At 68.4% G+C, this 18610-nt stretch carries 16 protein-coding genes and 1 pseudogene; 9 read left to right on the top strand and 8 right to left on the bottom strand.

Features of this window, described 5'->3' with window-relative positions; translation table 11 throughout:
- The first annotated feature begins 29 nt into the window (after positions 1-29).
- Entirely contained in the window at positions 30-815 is a 786-nt protein-coding gene (locus tag VMT40_RS34915; protein ID WP_326363799.1) for an alpha/beta hydrolase, read from the top strand.
- Here the strand turns inward: VMT40_RS34915 and rho are convergent.
- Positions 802-1959, bottom strand: a pseudogene (gene rho / locus VMT40_RS34910) (transcription termination factor Rho); the annotation flags it as partial. The gene VMT40_RS34915 and the pseudogene rho sit on opposite strands and share 14 nt — an antisense overlap.
- Positions 1960-2308: 349 nt before the next feature.
- On the opposite strand from rho, the gene VMT40_RS34905 reads away from it, so the two are divergent.
- On the top strand, positions 2309-2818 hold the full coding sequence (locus VMT40_RS34905; RefSeq protein ID WP_326363795.1) for a PspA/IM30 family protein: 510 nt from the start codon (positions 2309-2311) through the stop codon (positions 2816-2818).
- A gap of 37 nt (positions 2819-2855) precedes the next feature.
- Positions 2856-3887 (top strand): hypothetical protein, encoded by a 1032-nt coding sequence (locus VMT40_RS34900; RefSeq protein WP_326363793.1) that lies wholly within the window; start codon positions 2856-2858, stop codon positions 3885-3887.
- Between the two features lie 72 nt (positions 3888-3959).
- Here the strand turns inward: VMT40_RS34900 and VMT40_RS34895 are convergent, their stop codons facing one another.
- From VMT40_RS34895 to VMT40_RS34885, 3 genes are read right to left on the bottom strand one after another with little or no spacing between them, the layout of a single operon-like run.
- Entirely contained in the window at positions 3960-4364 is a 405-nt protein-coding gene (locus tag VMT40_RS34895) for a RidA family protein (protein WP_326363791.1), read from the bottom strand.
- 10 nt (positions 4365-4374) lie between these two features.
- Positions 4375-5145 carry an IclR family transcriptional regulator gene (locus tag VMT40_RS34890; RefSeq protein ID WP_326363789.1) on the bottom strand — a complete coding sequence of 257 codons (771 nt, stop codon included), beginning with the start codon at positions 5143-5145 and terminating at the stop codon, positions 4375-4377.
- On the bottom strand, positions 5142-6176 hold the full coding sequence (locus VMT40_RS34885; protein WP_326363787.1) for a sugar kinase: 1035 nt from the start codon (positions 6174-6176) through the stop codon (positions 5142-5144). The genes VMT40_RS34890 and VMT40_RS34885 overlap by 4 nt, the downstream gene beginning before the upstream one ends.
- 123 nt (positions 6177-6299) lie before the next feature.
- On the opposite strand from VMT40_RS34885, the gene VMT40_RS34880 reads away from it, so the two are divergent.
- From VMT40_RS34880 to VMT40_RS34855, 6 genes are all read left to right on the top strand, one after another.
- Positions 6300-7970: an amino acid deaminase gene (locus VMT40_RS34880; RefSeq protein ID WP_326363785.1), complete on the top strand. Its 1671-nt coding sequence runs from the start codon at positions 6300-6302 to the stop codon at positions 7968-7970.
- Positions 7971-7980: 10 nt separating this feature from the next.
- Entirely contained in the window at positions 7981-9675 is a 1695-nt protein-coding gene (locus VMT40_RS34875) for an N-acyl-D-amino-acid deacylase family protein (protein WP_326363784.1), read from the top strand.
- Complete coding sequence (locus tag VMT40_RS34870; RefSeq protein WP_326363782.1) at positions 9653-10294, top strand: bifunctional 4-hydroxy-2-oxoglutarate aldolase/2-dehydro-3-deoxy-phosphogluconate aldolase; 642 nt, start codon at positions 9653-9655, stop codon at positions 10292-10294. The genes VMT40_RS34875 and VMT40_RS34870 overlap by 23 nt, the downstream gene beginning before the upstream one ends.
- Before the next feature lie 10 nt (positions 10295-10304).
- The gene (locus VMT40_RS34865) at positions 10305-11753 is read left to right on the top strand and encodes a GntP family permease (protein WP_326363780.1); all 1449 of its coding nucleotides are present in this window, start codon (positions 10305-10307) and stop codon (positions 11751-11753) included.
- Between the two features lie 71 nt (positions 11754-11824).
- A complete protein-coding gene (locus VMT40_RS34860; RefSeq protein WP_326363779.1) occupies positions 11825-12196 on the top strand; it encodes a DUF6188 family protein in 372 nt (123 codons plus the stop codon).
- Between the two features lie 337 nt (positions 12197-12533).
- Positions 12534-13253 carry a helix-turn-helix domain-containing protein gene (locus tag VMT40_RS34855; RefSeq protein WP_326363778.1) on the top strand — a complete coding sequence of 240 codons (720 nt, stop codon included), beginning with the start codon at positions 12534-12536 and terminating at the stop codon, positions 13251-13253.
- On the opposite strand, the gene VMT40_RS34850 is transcribed toward VMT40_RS34855, so the two are convergent.
- From VMT40_RS34850 to VMT40_RS34835, 4 genes are all read right to left on the bottom strand, one after another.
- Positions 13229-14344, bottom strand: coding sequence for a GlxA family transcriptional regulator (locus VMT40_RS34850; RefSeq protein ID WP_326363776.1), 1116 nt, complete (start codon positions 14342-14344; stop codon positions 13229-13231). The two genes, VMT40_RS34855 and VMT40_RS34850, sit on opposite strands and share 25 nt — an antisense overlap.
- A gap of 2 nt (positions 14345-14346) precedes the next feature.
- Positions 14347-15225 carry an alpha/beta fold hydrolase gene (locus VMT40_RS34845; protein WP_326363774.1) on the bottom strand — a complete coding sequence of 293 codons (879 nt, stop codon included), beginning with the start codon at positions 15223-15225 and terminating at the stop codon, positions 14347-14349.
- A 123-nt stretch (positions 15226-15348) separates the two neighbouring features.
- Positions 15349-16908, bottom strand: a complete 1560-nt coding sequence (locus VMT40_RS34840) for an FAD-dependent monooxygenase (RefSeq protein ID WP_326363773.1) — start codon at positions 16906-16908, stop codon at positions 15349-15351.
- 132 nt (positions 16909-17040) lie between these two features.
- Positions 17041-18495: a flavin-containing monooxygenase gene (locus VMT40_RS34835; RefSeq protein ID WP_326363771.1), complete on the bottom strand. Its 1455-nt coding sequence runs from the start codon at positions 18493-18495 to the stop codon at positions 17041-17043.
- Positions 18496-18610: the final 115 nt, after the last annotated feature.

Below are 18610 nucleotides of genomic sequence, written 5' to 3'. Positions count from 1 at the left end.
GTCCGGTCCCCGTGCGGTAAGAAAGGGATATGTGGCATCCGGCGAATCCGATTCTGAACGCGCTTACCTATGCGCCGGGCGATCGGCAGATCGTGGCTACGCCCGAGATGTTCGGTGTGCCCTATGAGGAGTTGTCGCTGACCACGTCGGATGGGGAGACCATTGTGGCGTGGTTCGTGCGGGCGGTGAAAGAGCCGTTGGGGCACATTCTGTTCGCGCACGGGAATGGCGGGAATATTGGCGATCGGTCGCCGATGCTGGCCATGCTGGCCGCGGTGGGGTTCGATGTGCTGGTTTTCGACTATCGGGGATATGGGCGCAGTACCGGGCGGACCAGTGAGCAGGGGACGTACCGGGATGTGCGTGCGGCGCGCGAGGCGCTGCTCGCGCAGCCGGGGGTGGATCCCGGCCGGGTGGTGTATCTGGGCAAGTCGTTGGGCGGGGGAGTGATGCTCGAGCTCGCGAATGCGTTCCCGCCTGCCGCGCTCCTGCTCATGTCCACGTTCACGGGGCTGCGCGATGCCGCGGTCGCGGTGTATCCGTTTCTGCCGAAGGCGTTCGTGCCCAATGCGTATCCGAGCCTGCGGCGGATTCGAAAACTCCGGTGCCCGGTGTTGATCATGCATGGCGACCTGGATGAGCTGTTGCCGGTGCGGATGGGGCGGGAATTGTTCGCGGCCGCACCGGAACCCAAGGAGTTGGTGATCTATCCGGGTGGGATGCACAACGATCTCATCGGGTTCCCGGGATGGGCGGATACCGTGGCCAGCTGGGCGGCCGGGGTGTTGCCGCCCAAGCGGCTCACTTCCGGATGATATTGGCCAGGAACTCGGCGTTGCTGCCGGTCTTGCGCAGCCCGTCGAGGAGCAGGTCGAGGGCGCGCTGATCGTCGAGTTCCGCCAGGGTGCGGCGGAGTTTGTCCACGGCCAGGCGTTCCGCGGGGGTGAACAGCAACTCGTCGCGGCGGGTGCTGGATTTGGCGATGTCCACGGCCGGGAAGATGTGTCGGCTCGCGATCGTGCGGTCGAGTTTGAGTTCGGCGTTGCCGGTGCCTTTGTACTCCTCGAAGATCACGGTGTCGGCGAGCGAACCGGTTTCGACCAGGGTGGTGGCGATGATCGTCAGGGAGCCGCCGCCTTCGATATTGCGGGCCGCGCCCAGGAACCGTTTCGGCGGCACCAGCGCCGTGGAATCCACACCGCCGGAAAGGATTCGGCCGGAGCCGTGGCCGGTCATGTTGTAGGCGCGGGCGAGTCGGGTGAGGGAGTCGAGCAGGACCACGACGTCGCGGCCCTCTTCCACCAGTCGCTGTGCGCGTTCGATGGCCAGTTCGGCGAGTGCGGTCTGCTGGGCCGGGGAATCGTCGAAGGTGGATGCCGCGACCTCGGCGGGGATGCCGCGGGAAAGATCGGTGACCTCTTCGGGGCGTTCGCCGACCAGCACCAGCATCAGGTGCGCCTCGGGATGATTGGCGGCGATGCCGTGTGCGATCGCCTGCAGGACAGAGGTTTTGCCCGCCTTCGGCGGTGCCACGATCAGGGCGCGCTGGCCCTTGCCGATGGGCATGATCAGGTCGGTGATGCGGGTGGTGAGCTTGGTGGGCTCGGTTTCCAGCCGCAGCCGCTCATTGGGATGAATGGGGGTCAGGTCCCCGAAATTCGGGCGCTTCGGCAGGTGGGTGACCGGGTGGCCGTTGACCGTGTCGACCCGAACCAGGGGAGCGTGCTTGCCGCCCTTGGAATTCGGCTGTGCAGCGTTCTTGGGATTCGGCTGCGCCAGGCCGGTGACGAGGTCGCCGCGGCGCAGGCCGTGCCCGCGAATCAGGCGGGTGGGGACGTGGATGTCGTCGGGGCCGGGGAGGTAGCCGCTGGTGCGGAGCACTCCCGTCTGACCGTGGATGTCCAGGAGTCCCGTTGCGGGCGACAGGGTTTCGATGTGTTCGAGTTCTCGGGCCGCGTCGTGCTGTGTGACGCGCGGCGTGGGATCGATGGTGGTCATGGTGTGTTCTCCTCTGGAAGATCAAGTGACTTGTGCACTGGGAGTGCGTGATTGGAATGGCCGGAGATGGCCGAAGGCGGAGCGAAACCGCCGGTGAATCCGAGTGATCGCGGAGGCAGCCGAACTGCCCGCGTACGGGACTTACAGCTGTGCCGCGAATTCGAACTCGGGGTGAGAAGAAATCTCGTGGGAGGGACTCGGTGTCTACCTGCGTCCACGGATTGCGACGTCCCCACCGTACGCCGCCTCCGTCATCGACGCAATGCCGACATACCGTCCGAAGCTCCCGACACTGCGTAGCCTGGATCCCATGAGCGATGCCAAGGAACTCGTGGCCTTGTTGGCGCAGCTGCCCGACGCCGAACTCGCCGCCGTGGTGGCGGCCGCGTCGGAGGGCAAGGCGGGGTTGGCCGCCCTGCACGCGGTGGCCCAGTCACTGGCCGCCACTCTCGGTCATGCCCCGGACGTCATCGATGTGACTCCTGACACCCTGCCGACGGAAGGCTATTCGCAGTCTGAGACGGCTGGCGCATCGGGGCAGGTGGGAGCCGGTCCGGTGGTGACCGGAATACCGGTACCGCCTGCGGGTATGCCCGACGCGGGCCCGATCGGCGGGTATACGAACTCCGGTGTCCCTACTTTCGAGTCAGTTCGCGATAAGGTCGAGCAGCGCTACGGCACATCGCAGGGGATGGGCGAACTCGATCGGCAGACACCGGTGGGTCGCAGCGTAGAGGAACAGTGGGATGCGCGGGCGAAGGCCGCGCGGGAACGCCTGGAACAGATTCGAAAATCGGTGCACGGCAACGATTCCGAGTGATCCGGGCGGTCCGCTTCAGACTTGATTGGGTGGAACCTTGACCGAACCACGTGAGATCGCCGAGAAGCTGCTCGACCTCCAGGTCGACTTCATTGTCGCCGAGGTGAGCGGTGACCGCTTCGCCGAAGTGATCGCCCGCGACGTGAAGGACGTGGTCGGTGTCGCAGACACCATCATCTTCCGCGACGTGGTCGAGATCGATCAGGCCAAGCAGACCGTCGCCAATGTCATCGATCTGATCGGCGGCAGCCCGGTCCTGGGCGAGATGGTCGGCACGCTGGCCAACTCGCTGTACGCGGACATCGCGGAGAACACCGACTACACCCTGGGTGACGTCGTGGACCGCGAGCCCGTCGAGCAGCTGCTGGAGAAGATCTTCGGAATGCACCAGGCCCAGGAACGCATCCTGGAGCGGCTGACCGAGAGCCCCCTCATCGCGACCGTGGCCGCCAAGTTCGTGGACAAGCTGGTCGACGATTTCATGGAGACCAACAAGCAGATCGCCGGAAAGATTCCCGGCGTCGGCTCGCTGGTCTCCATGGGCACCAATGCCGCCAAGTCCGCGCGCAAGGCCGCGGAGAAGGCGGGCGGCACCTTCATCGGTGAGATGGCCGGTAAGGGCGCGCAATTCGCGCTCAAGCGCACCAACAACGCGATTCGCGAGATGCTGCGGGACGCGCCCGTGCACGACGCGGCCATGGAATTCTGGGACCTGCACGCCGGGGAGCCGGTCGCGGGGCTCAAGGAGTACCTGTCCCAGCAGGATCTCCACGACCTGGCGCTGATCATCTACCGGATCGCGCTGACCACCCGCAACAAGGAATACGTGGGCGTGCTGGTGGACCAGGGCGTCGAGGTGTTCTTCGAGAAGTACGGCGATCACACCCTGGCGGCGCTGCTGCCGGAGTTGGGGCTGTCCGAGGCGGTCATCGCCCAGGAGATCCTGCGCTACGGCCCGGCCGTGGTCGAGGCCGCCAAGCGAAACGGCGTGCTGGCCAAGCTGATCCGGGAGCGGCTGGAGCCGTTCTTCCTGTCGGAGCCGGTGCTCGCGGTGCTCGCCGGGAACTGACCGCCCGCTGATCGATATCGCACGGGGCCACACGCTGAAACAGCGTGTGGCCCCGTGTTATTTCAGCAGGAGTCAGTCGACGATGGCGATGCCGTCGATCTCGACCAGCATCTCCTCGCGCGGCAGGCCGGTGAAAACGGTTGTGCGGCTGGGCAGGACGCCGCTGGTGGTGTGCTCGTTCACGAACTTGCCGTAGGCCTCGTTCATGATGGCGAAGTCCTCGCGCTTGGTCAGGTAGACGCGCAGCATCACCACGTCGTCGAAGCTCCCGCCACCGGCCTCGACGATGGCCTTCACATTCTCCAGCGTCCGGGTCGTCTGTGCCGCAACATCACCCGGGTGCAGGTACTCGCTCGTCGCGGGATCGACCGGGCCCTGGCCGGACACCTGGAGGAACGGGCCCTTGCGCACGCCCTGCGAGAAGACGTGCGCGGGGGCCGGGGCCTTGTCGGTGCGGATTTCGATCTTCTGGCTCATTCTCGGCCTTTCACTGGTCGGGATTCTCATTGCGCGGGCTCGGGCTCCAGCCGAGCTCGGTGGAAATGGCCTCGGCCGTGTCGCGCACGCGCGGCAGCAGGCCGAGGACCTGGTCGTGATCGAGCAGCATGTCCGGCACCGACACCGACAGCGCGGCGACGGTCGCGCCGGTGCCGTCGTGGATCGGGACGGCCACGCAGTTGATGAAGCTCTCGTGCTCCTCGTGGTCCTCGGCAAAGCCCTGGGCCGCGACGAGTTCGAGTTCCGCGAGGTATCGCTCCGGGGTGCGGATGGTGCGGTCGGTGTAGGGCCGGTAGTCCAGCCCCGCCGCGATGGTCGGCCATTGGGCGCGCGGCAGCGCCGCCACCAGCACCTTGCCGACCGCCGTGCAGTGCAGGGCCGCCGGGCGGCCGATGCGCGAGTACATGCGCACACTGTGGGTGGCGTCGAGCTTGTCGATGTAGACGGCCTCGCCGGACTCATAGGTGGCCAGATGCACGGTCTGGCCGGTCTCGGCATTCAGCGCCGCCAGATGCGGCCGCGCCACCGTGCGCACGTCCCGGCCCTCCAGCGACCGGTTGGCGAGCTCGAAAAGCCTGGTGCCCAGCCGATATCGGTGCTCGCTGTCATGGGTGACGAAGCGGTCGGCCTCCATGGTCTGCAGCAGTCGCAGCACCGTCGACTTGTGCACGCCGAGCCGAGTCGCCAACTGGTCCAGCGACTTCGGCTCCTCGCCGAGTTCGACGAGGAGGGTGAGGGCGCGCTGGAGACTCTGGCTCATGACGCCACATTCTCGGGCACGAGCGGGCTCGGACGGTAATGCAGGGCCGACCACTCGGATGGCGATGCGGCGGCCAGGGATTCGAGGGCCGACAGCGGCGGCAGGTCGGCGATATCGCCGGTGCCGGTGAGGGCGGCGGCCGCGCACAGGTGACCGAAGCGCAGCAGTTGCTCGTGCGGGCGGCCCTGGAGCAGGGCGGCGAGATAGCCGCCCGCGAAAGCGTCTCCGGCACCGATTCTTTCGGTGACCTCGAGGGTCAGCGCCGGGACCTCGAGGCGATCCGCGCCGAGAAAGCCGGTCACGGAGTGCTTGTCGTTCTTCACGATCAGATGCCGGGGTTGCGGGAACGCGGTGCGCAGCCGGTCCGCGTCGCCGATGCCGAAGACCTCCTCGGCCTCGTCCGCGCCCAGGAAGACGACATCGCTGCCGCCAATGTGGCGGGCCAGGATGTCCGCGGCGGATTCGGAGCGGCGGGCCCACAGCGCGGGCCGGTAGTTGAGATCGAAGCTGATCAGACGGTCGCGGCGCGGGAGTGCGAGCAGGGCGTCGGTGAGCTCGGTCGCCGAGGGGGACAGCGCGGTGGTGATGCCGCTGAAGTGCACCAGTTCGGCCCGCGCGAGTATCGGCGCGGCCGTGGCCAGGTCCGTCGGTGAGAGGGCGCTCGCGGCGGATCCGGTGCGGTAGTACAGCATTCGGCTCGCGCCCGCGGCCAGATCGGCGGGCCCGCCCGAGCCGCCGCCGCGCTCCTTGACATAGATCCCGGTGGGCCGGGCCGGATCCACGGTGACGGCCGAGGTGTCCACGCCCCGATCGGCCAACTGCCGCACCAGGTATCGCCCGAATCCGTCGTCCCCGACCCGGGACAGCCACCCGGTCGGCACACCCAGCTGGCTCAGCACACACGCGACATTCGCCTCGGCCCCGCCCGCGCCGCGCTCGAACACGGGGGAGTCCTCGAGCGGGCCCGGCGCCGCGATGAGCACCGCGAGCCCCTCACCGACGGTGACAGCCCGCGCGGTCGGCTGGATCACACCAATCTCCTTCGAATGGTTGCGGCATTCGGACATTACGTGCAGACTAACCACCAGAAACACGGTGTGCAACAAGCGTTGCAAATTATGCAATGCATGCTTGCTCTGATTGGAAGGAGCGCCGTGGCCGCCGACAAGGGAGTCGTAGCCCGCACCCGGACCGCCGGAATCCCAGCGGGATCGACCCTCTCGGATTCCGTTGGGCCGGGGCCGGACACGAACCTGGCGAAGTCTGCCGGGGCGGTACTGGAGACGGTCCTGGGCCCGCAGCACAAGTCGCTGCCGCCCGCGGCCTGGGGCCTGACCGTGCGCGACTACCTGGCCACAGTCCCGCACTTGGACGACCTGCAAACCCCGGTCCTCACCATGGACCGCACCGCACTCGACCTGAACCGCGCGACCATGGCCGACTGGGCCCGCGCCGCCGGAGTCCGCCTCGCCCCCCACGGCAAAACCACCATGTCCCCGCAACTCTGGCGGGAACAACTCGAAGCCGGAGCCTGGGCCATCACTCTCGCGACCCCCTGGCAGGCCCAAATCGGCCGCGCCCTCGGCCTGACCCGCATAGTCCTGGCCAATTCCCTGGTCGACCCCACCGGACTGCACTGGGCCGCAACCGAAATCGCCAACGACCCGACCTTCGAGCTCTACAGCTGGGTAGACGGCGTGGACACGGTTCGCGAAATGGAACGCCACCTCGAATCCGCACCCGAGGGCGTGCGCCTGAATGTGATCGTGGAACTCGGTGGGCCGCATGGTCGTACCGGTGCGCGCGGCCTGGCTGCCGCTCATGCCGTGGCCGACGCCGTGCACAAATCACCGCGCCTACGCCTCGCGGGCGTGGGCGGCTACGAAGGCGCGCTTGCCCACGACCGCAGCCCGGAAGCCCTTGCCGCGGTGCGCCATTACCTCGACGAAGTCGCGATCCTGCACCAGGAACTCGCCGCCGCCGGACGCTACGACGAATTCCTCGGCCAGGACACCGGCGGTGAGGACAGTGGCGAGTCATCTTCACGAGATTCCGACACGTCTGCGCGCGGCGGGGCGTCCAGTGGCCTGCGCGAGAGTGTGATCGGCGGGCGTGGGGGAGCGGGTACCGGCGGTTTACGCGAGGCTGTGGTCGGCGCGGCGCACGAGGGCGTACCCGGTGGCGCGGTCGCGGCGGAGTCGCGTGCCCGGAGCGAGAGGAAGCGCGCTGCGGGAGACGCGGATTCGCGCAGCACGGGCCCGCACCGCGGGCGGGCGGCGATCGTGACCGCCGGGGGTAGCGCGTATCCCGATCTGGTGGTCGAGCGGCTGGGCGGACTCGCGGACGAGGAAGGGGCGCACGGGGTTCCGACCGCCGTGGTGCTGCGGTCCGGGGCCTATCTGGTGCATGACGATGGGTTCTATTCGGGGATTTCGCCGTTGGCGGCGGGGCGCGCGGAGCGTTCGTTGCGGTCGGCCATGCACGGTTGGGCACGGTGTGTGTCGCGGCCGGAGGCGGAGCTCGCATTGCTCGATGCGGGGAAGCGGGATCTGCCGTTCGATGAGGGGTTGCCGGTCCCGCAGGTGATGGCGGGACCGGCAAGCACCGGATTGCCCGAGGGGGCGATGGTGTCGGCCTTGAATGATCAGCACACGTTTTTGCGGCTGCCCGGCGGGTCCGAGGCCGATGTGCCGGTGGGAAGGGTGGTGCGGCTGGGGCTTTCGCATCCGTGCACCGCTTTCGACAAGTGGCGGTTGATTCCGGTGATCGACGATGCGGAGGCCGAGCGGCCTCGGGTCGTGGACTTTCTGCCCACGTACTTCTGAGTGGGCTGTCATGGGCGACTTGCTAATTCGTGATATCGACGTGATCGACGGTACCGGTGGGGAGCGGTTCCGGGCGGATGTGGTGGTCGAGGGCGGGCGCATTGCCGAGATCGCCGCGCCGGGGACGGTCGCCGGGGCGGATCGGATTCTCGACGAGGGCGAGAATCTGGTGCTGGCACCGGGATTCATCGATATGCACGCGCATTCCGATCTGCATCTACTCACCGATCCGGGGCACTTCCCGAAGCTGAGCCAGGGCATCACCACCGAGGTGATCGGGCAGGACGGGCTGTCCTACGCGCCGATCGACGAGGCGGCGCTGGCGATCGTGCGCCGCCAGATCGCCGGGTGGAATGGGAATCCCGCCGACTTCGATTTCTCCTGGCGCACCGTCGCGCAGTACCTGGACCGGCTCGACGCGGCGGGAATCACGCCGAACGCGGCGTATCTCGTGCCGCAGGGAACACTGCGCCTCATGGTGGTCGGTACCGAGAAGCGCGCCGCCACACCCGCGGAGATCCAGCACATGCGGCTGATCCTGCGACAGGCCCTCGCCGAGGGCGCGGTGGGCATGTCCAGCGGACTCACCTACACGCCCGGAATGTACGCCGACACTTCGGAACTCGCGGCCCTGTGCGAGGTGGTCGCGGAATTCGGCGGCTTCTACGCCCCGCACACCCGCTCCTACGGCGCCGGTGCGCTGGACGCCTACGCCGAGATGATCGACCTCTCGCGCCGCACCGGCTGTGCCCTGCACCTCACCCACGCCACCATGAACTTCGGCGAGAACCGCGGCCGCGCACCGGAATTCCTGGCCATGATCGACGCCGCACTGGCCGACGGCTGCGATATCAGTCTCGACACCTACCCGTACCTGCCCGGCTCGACCACGCTCTCGGCACTGCTGCCCAGCTGGGCCATGTCGGGCGGGCCGGATGCCGCGCTGGCGCGCCTCGCCGACCCCGAGGCCCGGGCGCGAATCATCCAGGACGTCAATATCAATGGCTCCGACGGCTGTCACGGCGTGACCGTGGAATGGGAGACCATTCAGATCAGCGGCGTCGCCAATCGGGAGCTCGCCGAATTCGTCGGCCGCACGATCGCCGAGATCGCCGCCGAGCAGAGCCGCCCGCCCGTCGAGGTCTTCTTCGACCTGCTGACCCGAGATCAGCTGGCCACCACCATTCTTCAACACGTCGGCCACGAGGAGAACGTGCGCGCCATCATGCGCCACCCCCGCCACATGGGCGGCAGCGACGCCCTCCTGGTCGGCGACCGACCCCATCCCCGCGCCTGGGGCACCTTCCCCCGCTACCTGGGCCACTACACCCGCGAACTCGGCGTCCTCACCCTCGAGGACTGCGTCCACCACCTCACCGGCCGTCCCGCCCAACGCCTCCGCCTGCGCGACCGCGGCCTCATCCGCCCGGGCTACGCCGCCGACCTGGTGCTCTTCGACCCGGCGACAGTGATCGACACCGCCACCTTCGACCAACCCAAACAGCAAGCCCACGGCATCCCCTACGTCCTCGTCAACGGCGAATTCGCCCTGGACGCAGGCAAACCCACCGGCATCCGCGCGGGCCGCGCCCTCCGCATGGACGCCGCGCTGGGAGAGACCCGAGCACCCGGGCTCGCGGCGGGCCGTCGGTACTGCCCGTCACCGCCGGAAAGGAGATTCGATGACCGCCGTCGTCGACACTGATTCACCCGCCCTGCGGGCCATCCTGGCCGACCGCGCGCTGACCGTGGTGCGGGCACCCGAGATCCCGGACCCGGCCGCCCTGGCCGGGGCGCTGGCCGGAGCCGGAATCCGCGCGGTGGAACTGACTTTCACCACGCCCGGCGTAGTGGACGCGATCCGTGCGATCGCCGATGCCGGGGTGGGAATCATCGGTGCGGGCACCGTGCTCACCCGCGGCCAAGCGGAGTCGGCGATCGAGGCGGGCGCGCGGTTCCTGGTCACCCCCGGGCTCACCGAGGAGGTCGCCGAGGTGGCCGCCCGGCGCGAGATCCCGGTTGTCATGGGCGCTTTCACCCCCTCCGAGGTCATGCGGGCCATGGAGCTCGGTGCGGCCGCGGTCAAGATCTTTCCCGCCCGGGCGCTGGGCCCGGGCTACCTGAAGGACCTGCGCGGTCCCTTCCCCGATGTCCGGCTGATCCCCTCCGGCGGGGTCAATGCGGGCAATGCCGCGGACTTCCTCGCCCACGGGGCGGTCGCGGTCACCGCCGGAACCGATGTCGTACCACCCGCCGCCGTGGCGGCGGGCGAATGGGCCGAAATCGCCTCGCGCGCGGCCGCATTCGTTCGAGCGTTGAACTGAGAGGTATCCCATGGGCACCACCGTGGACTGGCTGCGCACCAGCACGCCGGGACTGCTGCTGCTCTGCGGTGCGGCGATCGCCGTACTGTTGATCGCGATCATTCGGTTCAAGCTGGAACCGTTCATCGCCCTGCTGCTCACCGGACTCGGACTGGCCCTGGCCGCCGGGCTGCCGGTCTCGCAGATCGTGGGCACCGCGCTGAAATCCGGTGATTCGCTGCTGGAGACCGGATTCGGCTCGATTCTGGGCCATATCGCGGTGATCATCGGCCTGGGCACCGTGCTCGGCGCGATCCTGGAACGCTCCGGCGGCGCGGACGTCTTGACCGCCAAACTGCTGAATGCGTTCGGCGAGAAGGGCGCTCCGGTCGCCATGGGCCTGCTCGGGCTCATCTTCGGCATCCCGGTGTTCTTCGATATCGGCATCTTCGTGCTCGCGCCGCTGGTGTACGTGGCCGCCAAGCGCGGCGGTCGGTCGCTGGTGCTGTACGCGCTGCCCATGCTCGCGGGCCTGTCCATGACGCACGCCTTCCTGCCGCCGCACCCGGGCCCGGTGTCGCTGGGCGGTCTGCTCGGCGTGAGCCTGGGCTGGCTCATCGTGATGGGATTCGTCTGCGGCATACCGGGATTCATCGCGGCGGGCATCGTGTGGGGCAGCTGGATCGGCAAGCGGGTACAGGTCGAGGTGCCCGCGGACTTCCTGGTTCGCAAGCAGGACAACGAATCCGACGGGCCGGGCGCGGCCACCGCACCCACGGACAACACCGCGACCCTGGCCGAACGCCCGCCGTCGGTGGCCTTGATCGGCACGATCATTGCCATCCCGCTGGTCCTCATCCTGGGCGCGACCTTCGGCACCCAACTGCTCACCAAGGGCTCGAAACCCCTTCAGGTCCTGACCTTCCTGGGCACGCCCGCCGTGGCCCTGCTGCTCGCCGTGCTCGTCGCCTTCTACGTCCTGGGCATTCGCCGCGGGTCGTCGGTGCAGGAGCTGAGCACCGTCACCGCGGAATCGCTGCGACCGGTCGGCATGCTGCTGCTGGTGGTCGGCGCGGGCGCGTTCTTCGGAAAGGTGATCTCCGCCACCGGAATCGGCACCGCCCTGGCGCACACCATGGCCGCGGCCGGACTGCCGGTGATCGTGCTCGCCTACGTGATCAGCTGCGGTCTGCGCATCGCGCAGGGCTCGGCCACGGTGGCCATTGTCACCACCGGCGGCATTGTCGCCCCGCTGGTCGCCGAACATGGATACTCGCAGGTGGGATTGGCGCTCATCGCCATGGCCATCGCCGCCGGATCCATCATTCTCAGCCACGTGAACGACGGCGGCTTCTGGATCATCGCGAAGTTCTTCAACCTGACCGTGAAGCAGACCCTGCAAACCTGGACGGTGCTCGAGACCGTGCTGTCGGTGGTCAGTTTCGCCGTGGCCGCCCTGCTGTTCGCGATCCTCACCTGAGAGTCATGAGGCAGATCCGGAGGTGACGTTGGGGCACAGTGGAATCAGACACTTCGGATAGGGAGACCCGCATGGACCTACCGATCGCTGGTTCCACTCTGGCCGTATCGACCGCTGCCACCGTCTATCAGCTCTCGCTGGCGGCGGGCGAATACCTGCTCAATATCGAGGGCGAACTGGCCGTCCACAGCCCCACCGGGGCCAGCCTGCACCGGATTCCGGGCGAACCGCACACCGACGAGCTGGCCGCGGCACTGACCGGGGTGATCGTCTCGGCCGTGGTCGCGGACGGCGGCGAGCTGCGCATCGATCTGGAGTCCGGGCATCGCCTGGTGGTGGAACCCGACCCGTACTTCGAGGCCTGGAACGTGACCGCGCCCGGCCGCTACCTGGCGGTCTGCATGCCGGGCGGCGAGCTGGCCGTCTGGTCGGCCGAATCGTGAACGGCGCGAGCACCGTTGACGCCGCGGCCGGTGAGTCCGACGAATCGGTTCACCGCCGCGACGTCGGATACCTCGCGGCACGCGCCGCGGGGCACAGGGGCGACAGCTCTGTGGTCCGCGTTCGTGCCGTCCCCTCGCGGACACCCGGTGTCGCCGCACAACACCCGTCCCGATCCAGAACGGCTCTTCTGACCCAGACGGCATCGCGCGACCCCGAAAAGCATGGCGATTCGACCCGCCGCCGGTCAAGGCCGACCCTGTCCCAATTTGTCCCAGTGTCGTTGCGCTAAGTTTGCCAGCGAATGTGTTGTGGAGATGTTTCCAGTTGGAGGTGTCGGTGACCGCCCTCTCGGGGATTGCGGACTATTTGCGAGTGCGGCGTGAGGCGGCCGGTCTGACCCGGAGTGAACTGTCTCGGCGGGCCGGTGTGTCCGAGGCGTTGATCCAGAAGATCGAGCAGGGCACTCGACAGCCGACCTCGAACGCGCTCGGCGCGCTGTTCACCGCGCTGGATGTCCCGGTCCAGGTGCGCGAGCACGCCGCCACCCTGCTGCAGCCCGAATTGGCCAGCTTCGGCACCGAAATCACCCCGCCCGAACCCTACGAGCTCGACTTCCTGCGCGGGCTGCCGCATCCCGCGTGCTACCAGACCATGCCCGCCGTCGACCTGGTGGCCGCGAATGACGCCTATCTGCGGGCGTTTCCGGGCCTGGAGCCGGGCGACGTCATCCTCGAATGGATGCTGCTGGACCCGCGAGCCCGCGAGGTCATGGCCGACTGGGAACGCGACGCGCACCTGATGGTGTACGGGTTCCGGTACCTGGCACCGGCCATTCACGCACCCGAGAAGGTGCGCGCCATCATCGAGCGGTGTAGCGCGGCCCCGGAGTGGAATCGCTTCTGGAACACCGATATCCCGTCCGACGAGATCGAGGGCCGCCGCACCCGCGTCCACTCGCCCGACACCGGCGAGCTGGTCACCTACCACATTCAGGTCTTCAAATTCGAACTGCCGCAACGGCCCTGGTGGATCTACTCCCTCGTGCCCGCCAATTGAGCCGCGCCACTGGCGAAATGCTGCCGGTAGCGCTCGGGTGTGGTGGCCATGCGGCGGGTGAACACGCGGTGCAGGGTCTCGCCGTGGCGGTAGCCGACCTGGCGGGCGATCGCCCCGATGGTCAGCTCGGTGGACTCGAGCAGGCGGCGCGCGGCCTCGACGCGCAGGTCCTCCAGGAAACCCGCTGGCGTACTGCCGGTTTCGAGGCGGAAGGCGCGGGCGAAATGGCGTTCGCTCATGCCCGCACGGTCCGCGAGCGCCGCGACCGTGAGGTCCTCGCCGAGGTGATCGGGGAGCCACTGCTGCACGGCGCGAATGGCGGGCGTGCGGGCGGGCTGGGTGCGCAGCTGGGCGCTGAACTGCGCTTGGCCGCCCGGGCGTCGGGTGAACACCACCAGGATGCGCGCGATGAGGGCGGCGATCTCGCGGCCGTGATCGTCCTCGACCAGGGCCAGGGCCAGATCGACACCGGCCGACATCCCCGCCGATGTCCAGCGATTGCGGTCCCGGACGTAGATGCGGTCCGGTTCGACGGTGATGCGCGGAAAGCGTTGTGCCATCAGATCTGTCGAGGCCCAGTGCGTGGTGGCGCGATAGCCGTCGAGGAGTCCCGCGGACGCCAGCAGCAGCGCGCCCGCGCACACCGAGGCCACGCGCCGGGCCTTGCGGGCCAGGGCGGGCAGCATCGGAACCACCTCGGCGGCACCGGGACCGGAGACCATGCCGCCCACGACGATCAGCGTGTCGAAGTCCTCGCCCTCGGCAATGTCGGTGAGCGAGTGCTGCACCGAGATGGTCATGCCCCCGTCGACGGTGATCGGGCGACCGCCCGGCGAGGCCGTCAGCAGTCGATAGGGCGGGGTCTCGCTGACCTCGTTCCACAGGGCCAGACCGTCGCCGCCGGTCGGGCGCTCGCGCGGCGCGACCGGCGGCAAGACGTGCGGCGGTGTCTCGGCGACGCCATTGAGTACCGAGAACACATCCATCGGCCCGGCCAGCTCGGACATCTGCATGCCCTGGAAGACGACGAAGACAATGGTGCGAGGTGCGGGCACCTCGCCATCATCGCAGTCGACGGTCGTGTCCGCCACGGTCAGTTGCTGACCGAATCGGCCGCGGGGCGGGCGGTGTGCCTGGCGAGGAACGGAATCATCAGCTCGGCCACCCGGTCCGCGTACTGCGCGTGGGGGTAGTGGCCGCCGCCGTCGATCAAGGCCAGCTCACCCAGTCCGAGCGGCATGGCATCGACGACCCGCCGGGCCTCGGCGGCAGGATCGGCGAAATCCGGATCCTGGGCACCGAACAACACCAGTGCCGGACAACGGATGTCGCCGATCCGCGCGTGCGCGTCGGCCGGGGTGGTCGCGCCGGTCTTCATGAATTCCGCCCAGCGACCCGGCTCGCGCAGGTGCTCCCGCAGACCGTTCAGATAGCGGTCCTGATCGGCGGGAGCGGTCGGGTAGGCCACGCCCTCGAGGTACCGGAACCACAGTCGCGGCGACTTCAACAGCTGGGTGCCGATCAGTTCCACCATGGCGCGGCGGTGGCGGCGATCCGACAGCAGCGCGCCCACATGCAGGCTCTGGGTGAGCGTGAACGGGTCGATCTCGACGATGGCGGACACCAATTCGGGGGCCTCGGCCGCCGCGATGGTGGCCGAACCGCCCGAGAGCGAATGCCCGACGATCACCGCCGGACCCCCGAAATGCCGGATGACACCGAGCAGGTCGCGGGCCACGTCGGTGCGGCTGATGGCCGACTTGCCGGTCACCGACGGCCAATCCAGGCTGGATTCACCGTGGCCGCGCATATCGGCGTTGACCACCCGGTGCCCGGCGGCGACCAGCGGCCCGACCAGGTGGCGGAACTCCTGCCGCCGGGTGCCCATCCCGTGCGACAGCACCACCAAGGGTCCGTCACCGACCACGTCACACGCGATCCGTCCGTGCTCGAGGGTTACGTACTCGGTCATTTTCCGGTCCTTCCAAGCGATTTCGTCCGGTTGCCGCACTGGGCGGCATGCCGAAATTGAACGCCGGAACGGAGCGTTGGCCGAGGGCTCGGGCCGGACGGATCAGTGGTGTGGCCGATCCGGTCAGTCGCTGACCAAAGTCGCCGGGACATCCGTCCGCGCGCCGAACCAGGTGGTGAGCGCGGCCCGCAGCGCGGGGGCCGCGGTATCGAGGGGCTCGTCGAGGGTTGCGGCCCAGGCGATGTGGGCGTCCGGGCGGATCAGGAGGGCATCCGAGGGGCGATCGTCGGTGGTGGCCACGCGGAGATCGATGCGATCGGCCCACGGCTCGGCGATCTCGCGCAGGTCGGTGCGATCGGCCAGGACCAGCAGGACCGGGCGGGCGGCATGCAGCAGATCGCCGACGGTCGCGTCGCCGTCCTCGGTCTTCAGCGGCAGGTCGGGAACCACCGTTCCGGTCAGCGGGTGCCGGTTGGGATTGGCCAGCGGGTAGCGCAGGTCGGTGCCCGCGATGAGCGCGCCCACCCGATACAGCGCGGGCTCGTCGGTGAGCAGTTCCTGGAAGAACTCGCGCAGCGCGACCGCCGCCGGATCGTCGCCGCGCCGCAGCGCCACCTGTGCCTGGGTGTGCATCATGGTGCGCCGCCCGGCGAAATGACGCTCCTCGTGGTAGCTGTCCAGCAGCGCGTCGGGAGCCCAACCCTGAAGGGCGGCAGCCAGTTTCCAGCCCAGGTTGATCGCGTCGAGCATGCCCGCGTTGATGCCCACACCCGTCGCCGGGAACGCGTGCGCGGCATCACCGGCCACCAGAATCCGTCCGGCGCGGTAGCGTTCGGCCTGACGGGCCTGGAACTGATACCGCGACAGGCGAATCGGATCGACCAGGGGCAGTTCGACGCCGAGGACGCGATGGATGCTCTCCTGCAGCTCGGTCAGGGCCATCGGCTCGTTGTCGTCGGTTTCGCCGGTCGTGTCCTCGGTGGTCTGGATCATGACCGTGCGGGCGGGGGAGAGCCCGCCCATCGCGAAGACGCCGTGGTCGGTCCGGGTGAAACCGGTCGGCACGACGTGCCCCGCGACCTCGAGGCTGCCGTCCTCGCGCGTGGTCACCGACTCGGGCACGCTGACCTGGCCCAGCCGGTTGACCTCCGGATAGGTGGTGCCGGGGAAGTCGATTCCGGCCAGGGTGCGGACGCGGCTGCGCGCGCCGTCGCAGGCCACCAGATAGCGTGCGGTGAGCCGGTATTCGCCGTCGGGGCCGTTGGCCGTCACGGTGACCGCGTCGTCGTTTTGCTCGACGCCGGTCACCTCGTGGCCGCGCCGCACCTCCGCGCCCAGTTCGACTGCCCAATCATCGAGCAGCCCTTCGAGTTTCGGCTGCGGCAGGTGCATGGCCTTCAGCGGCGGATCCGCGAGCGGGCTGAAGTCCACGTGCATGCCGCCGAACGGAATCGCGGCCGTCGGACCGGCCGGAGAGCCGATCGCCGCGAGCCGGTCCGACAGGCCCCGGTAAGCCAGCAGCTGCACGATTTGCCCGCTGAAACCATTGGCCTTGGGCACGGTCCGCAGCTGCGGGCTCCGCTCCAGGACCACCGTTCGCACCCCGGCCAGCCGCAGTTCGGCGGCCAGCATCAGACCCGTCGGGCCCGCACCCACGATGATCACATCGGTATCGATTCGCACCCGTACTACTCCGTTTCCGTGGGTTTTCGCTACGGGCAGCGATTCTGCAGCACCACAGGGGTCTTGCGGCAAGCCCCGGCCTGCGATATACGTTGAAGAGGGAAAGGATTCGAGATCCTTTCCCTCATTCGTTTACCGGCCCAGTGTGAAATCGCGGTCGTCGGGCGCGGCGAGCATGTTTTCCATGGTGCGGCGGTCGAAGGGCAACAGGTCGATGCTGCCGCCCTCCGTGAAGTACCAGGAGTTGCAGCCGGTGTTCCAGACGGTCGGGCCGAGGGCCGCGGTGACCTCCGCGTCGAAGCGGTCGGTGGCGGCCTCGGTGACCTCGACGGTGTCGAATTCGCCTGCGCTCCAACGCTCGAGCCACGCCGCGATGTACTTGGCGGTGACCTCGGCGGCGTGATGCAGCGGGATCGACCCGGTCGGGGAGTTGGGGCCGAGCACGGTGAACAGGTTGGGGAAGCCGGGGATCGCGGTCATGCGATAGGCGCGCGGACCCTTGGCCCAGGCCTCGTCGATCGACATGCCGTCGCGGCCGGTGAGTTTCATGGGACGCATGTAGTCATGGGCGCGGAAACCGGTGGCGCAGACGATCAGGTCCACCTCGTGCTCGCGGCCGTCGGTGGTGCGAATGCCGGTCGAGGTGACGGCCTCGATAGCGGTGGTGACGAGCTCGGCATTGCGGGCTTTGAGCGCGCGATAGTAGCTGCCGGACAACACCTGTCGCTTGCACAGCGGTTCGTAGTCCGGGGTCAGCTGCTCGCGCAGGTCGCCATCGAGGACCTGGGCGCGCAGGCTGAAGCGCGCGTACTCCTGGACCGCGCGCCGCCGCCAGCTGGGCCGGGTGACGACATCGGTGAACAGCTTCGCGCCGGTCATTCCCGCCTGGTAGAGCGCCTGATTCAGCTTGGGCAGCCGATTCAGCACGGCACCCACCACGGCGGGCTGCGGCAGCCACATCGGGGCCCAGATCACCCACTGCGGGCTGCGCACGAAATGCGTGATGCGCTCGGCCACCGGCTGCAGCGCCGAAACCACCTGCACGCCGGTCGATCCCGTGCCGAGCACCGCGATCCGGCGGCCCTTCGTCGGCAGGGAGTCGTCCCAGCGCGCGGTGTGCACGACATCCCCGGTGAACTCGTCGAGCCCCGGAATCTTCGGCCAGGCGGGATGGTGCAGCACGCCGGTGGCCGCGATGACGAAATCGGCCTCGTGCACCTCGCCGCCCGCGGTCCGCACCCGCCACCCGGACCCGGTGAACTCGGCCGCGACCACCTCGGAGTTCAGCCGCAGGTGTGGCCGCAGCCCGAATCGCTCGGCCACCTCCGCGAGATACCCCTGAATCTCCGGCCCGGGCGCGAACACATGCGACCAGTCCGGCTTGGGTGCGAACCCGAACTGATACAGCTGCGACGGCACATCACAGGTGAGCCCCGGGTAGCGGTTCCAATGCCACACCCCGCCCACGTCGGATCCCTTCTCCAGGATCACGAAGTCGTGGAATCCCTTGTGCTGCAGCGTGATCGCACTGGCAATCCCGGACACACCGGCCCCAATGATCACGACCCGCGGGGTCCGTGACGCCATCGCCAACCTCCTTGTTGGATACCGTCGGTATTTGAAAACCGAAGGTATGTGTAACGCGCGGTGATGTCAACCGGCGGTGGTTCGCGGATCGATCGAAAGGTGAACTGGCTCACAT

This window comes from Nocardia sp. CDC160, from assembly GCF_035818795.1.
Taxonomy (GTDB): Bacteria; Actinomycetota; Actinomycetes; order Mycobacteriales; family Mycobacteriaceae; genus Nocardia.
The sequence above is the reverse complement of the archived record's forward strand: the minus strand, read 5'-3'. Positions and strand labels throughout refer to the sequence as shown.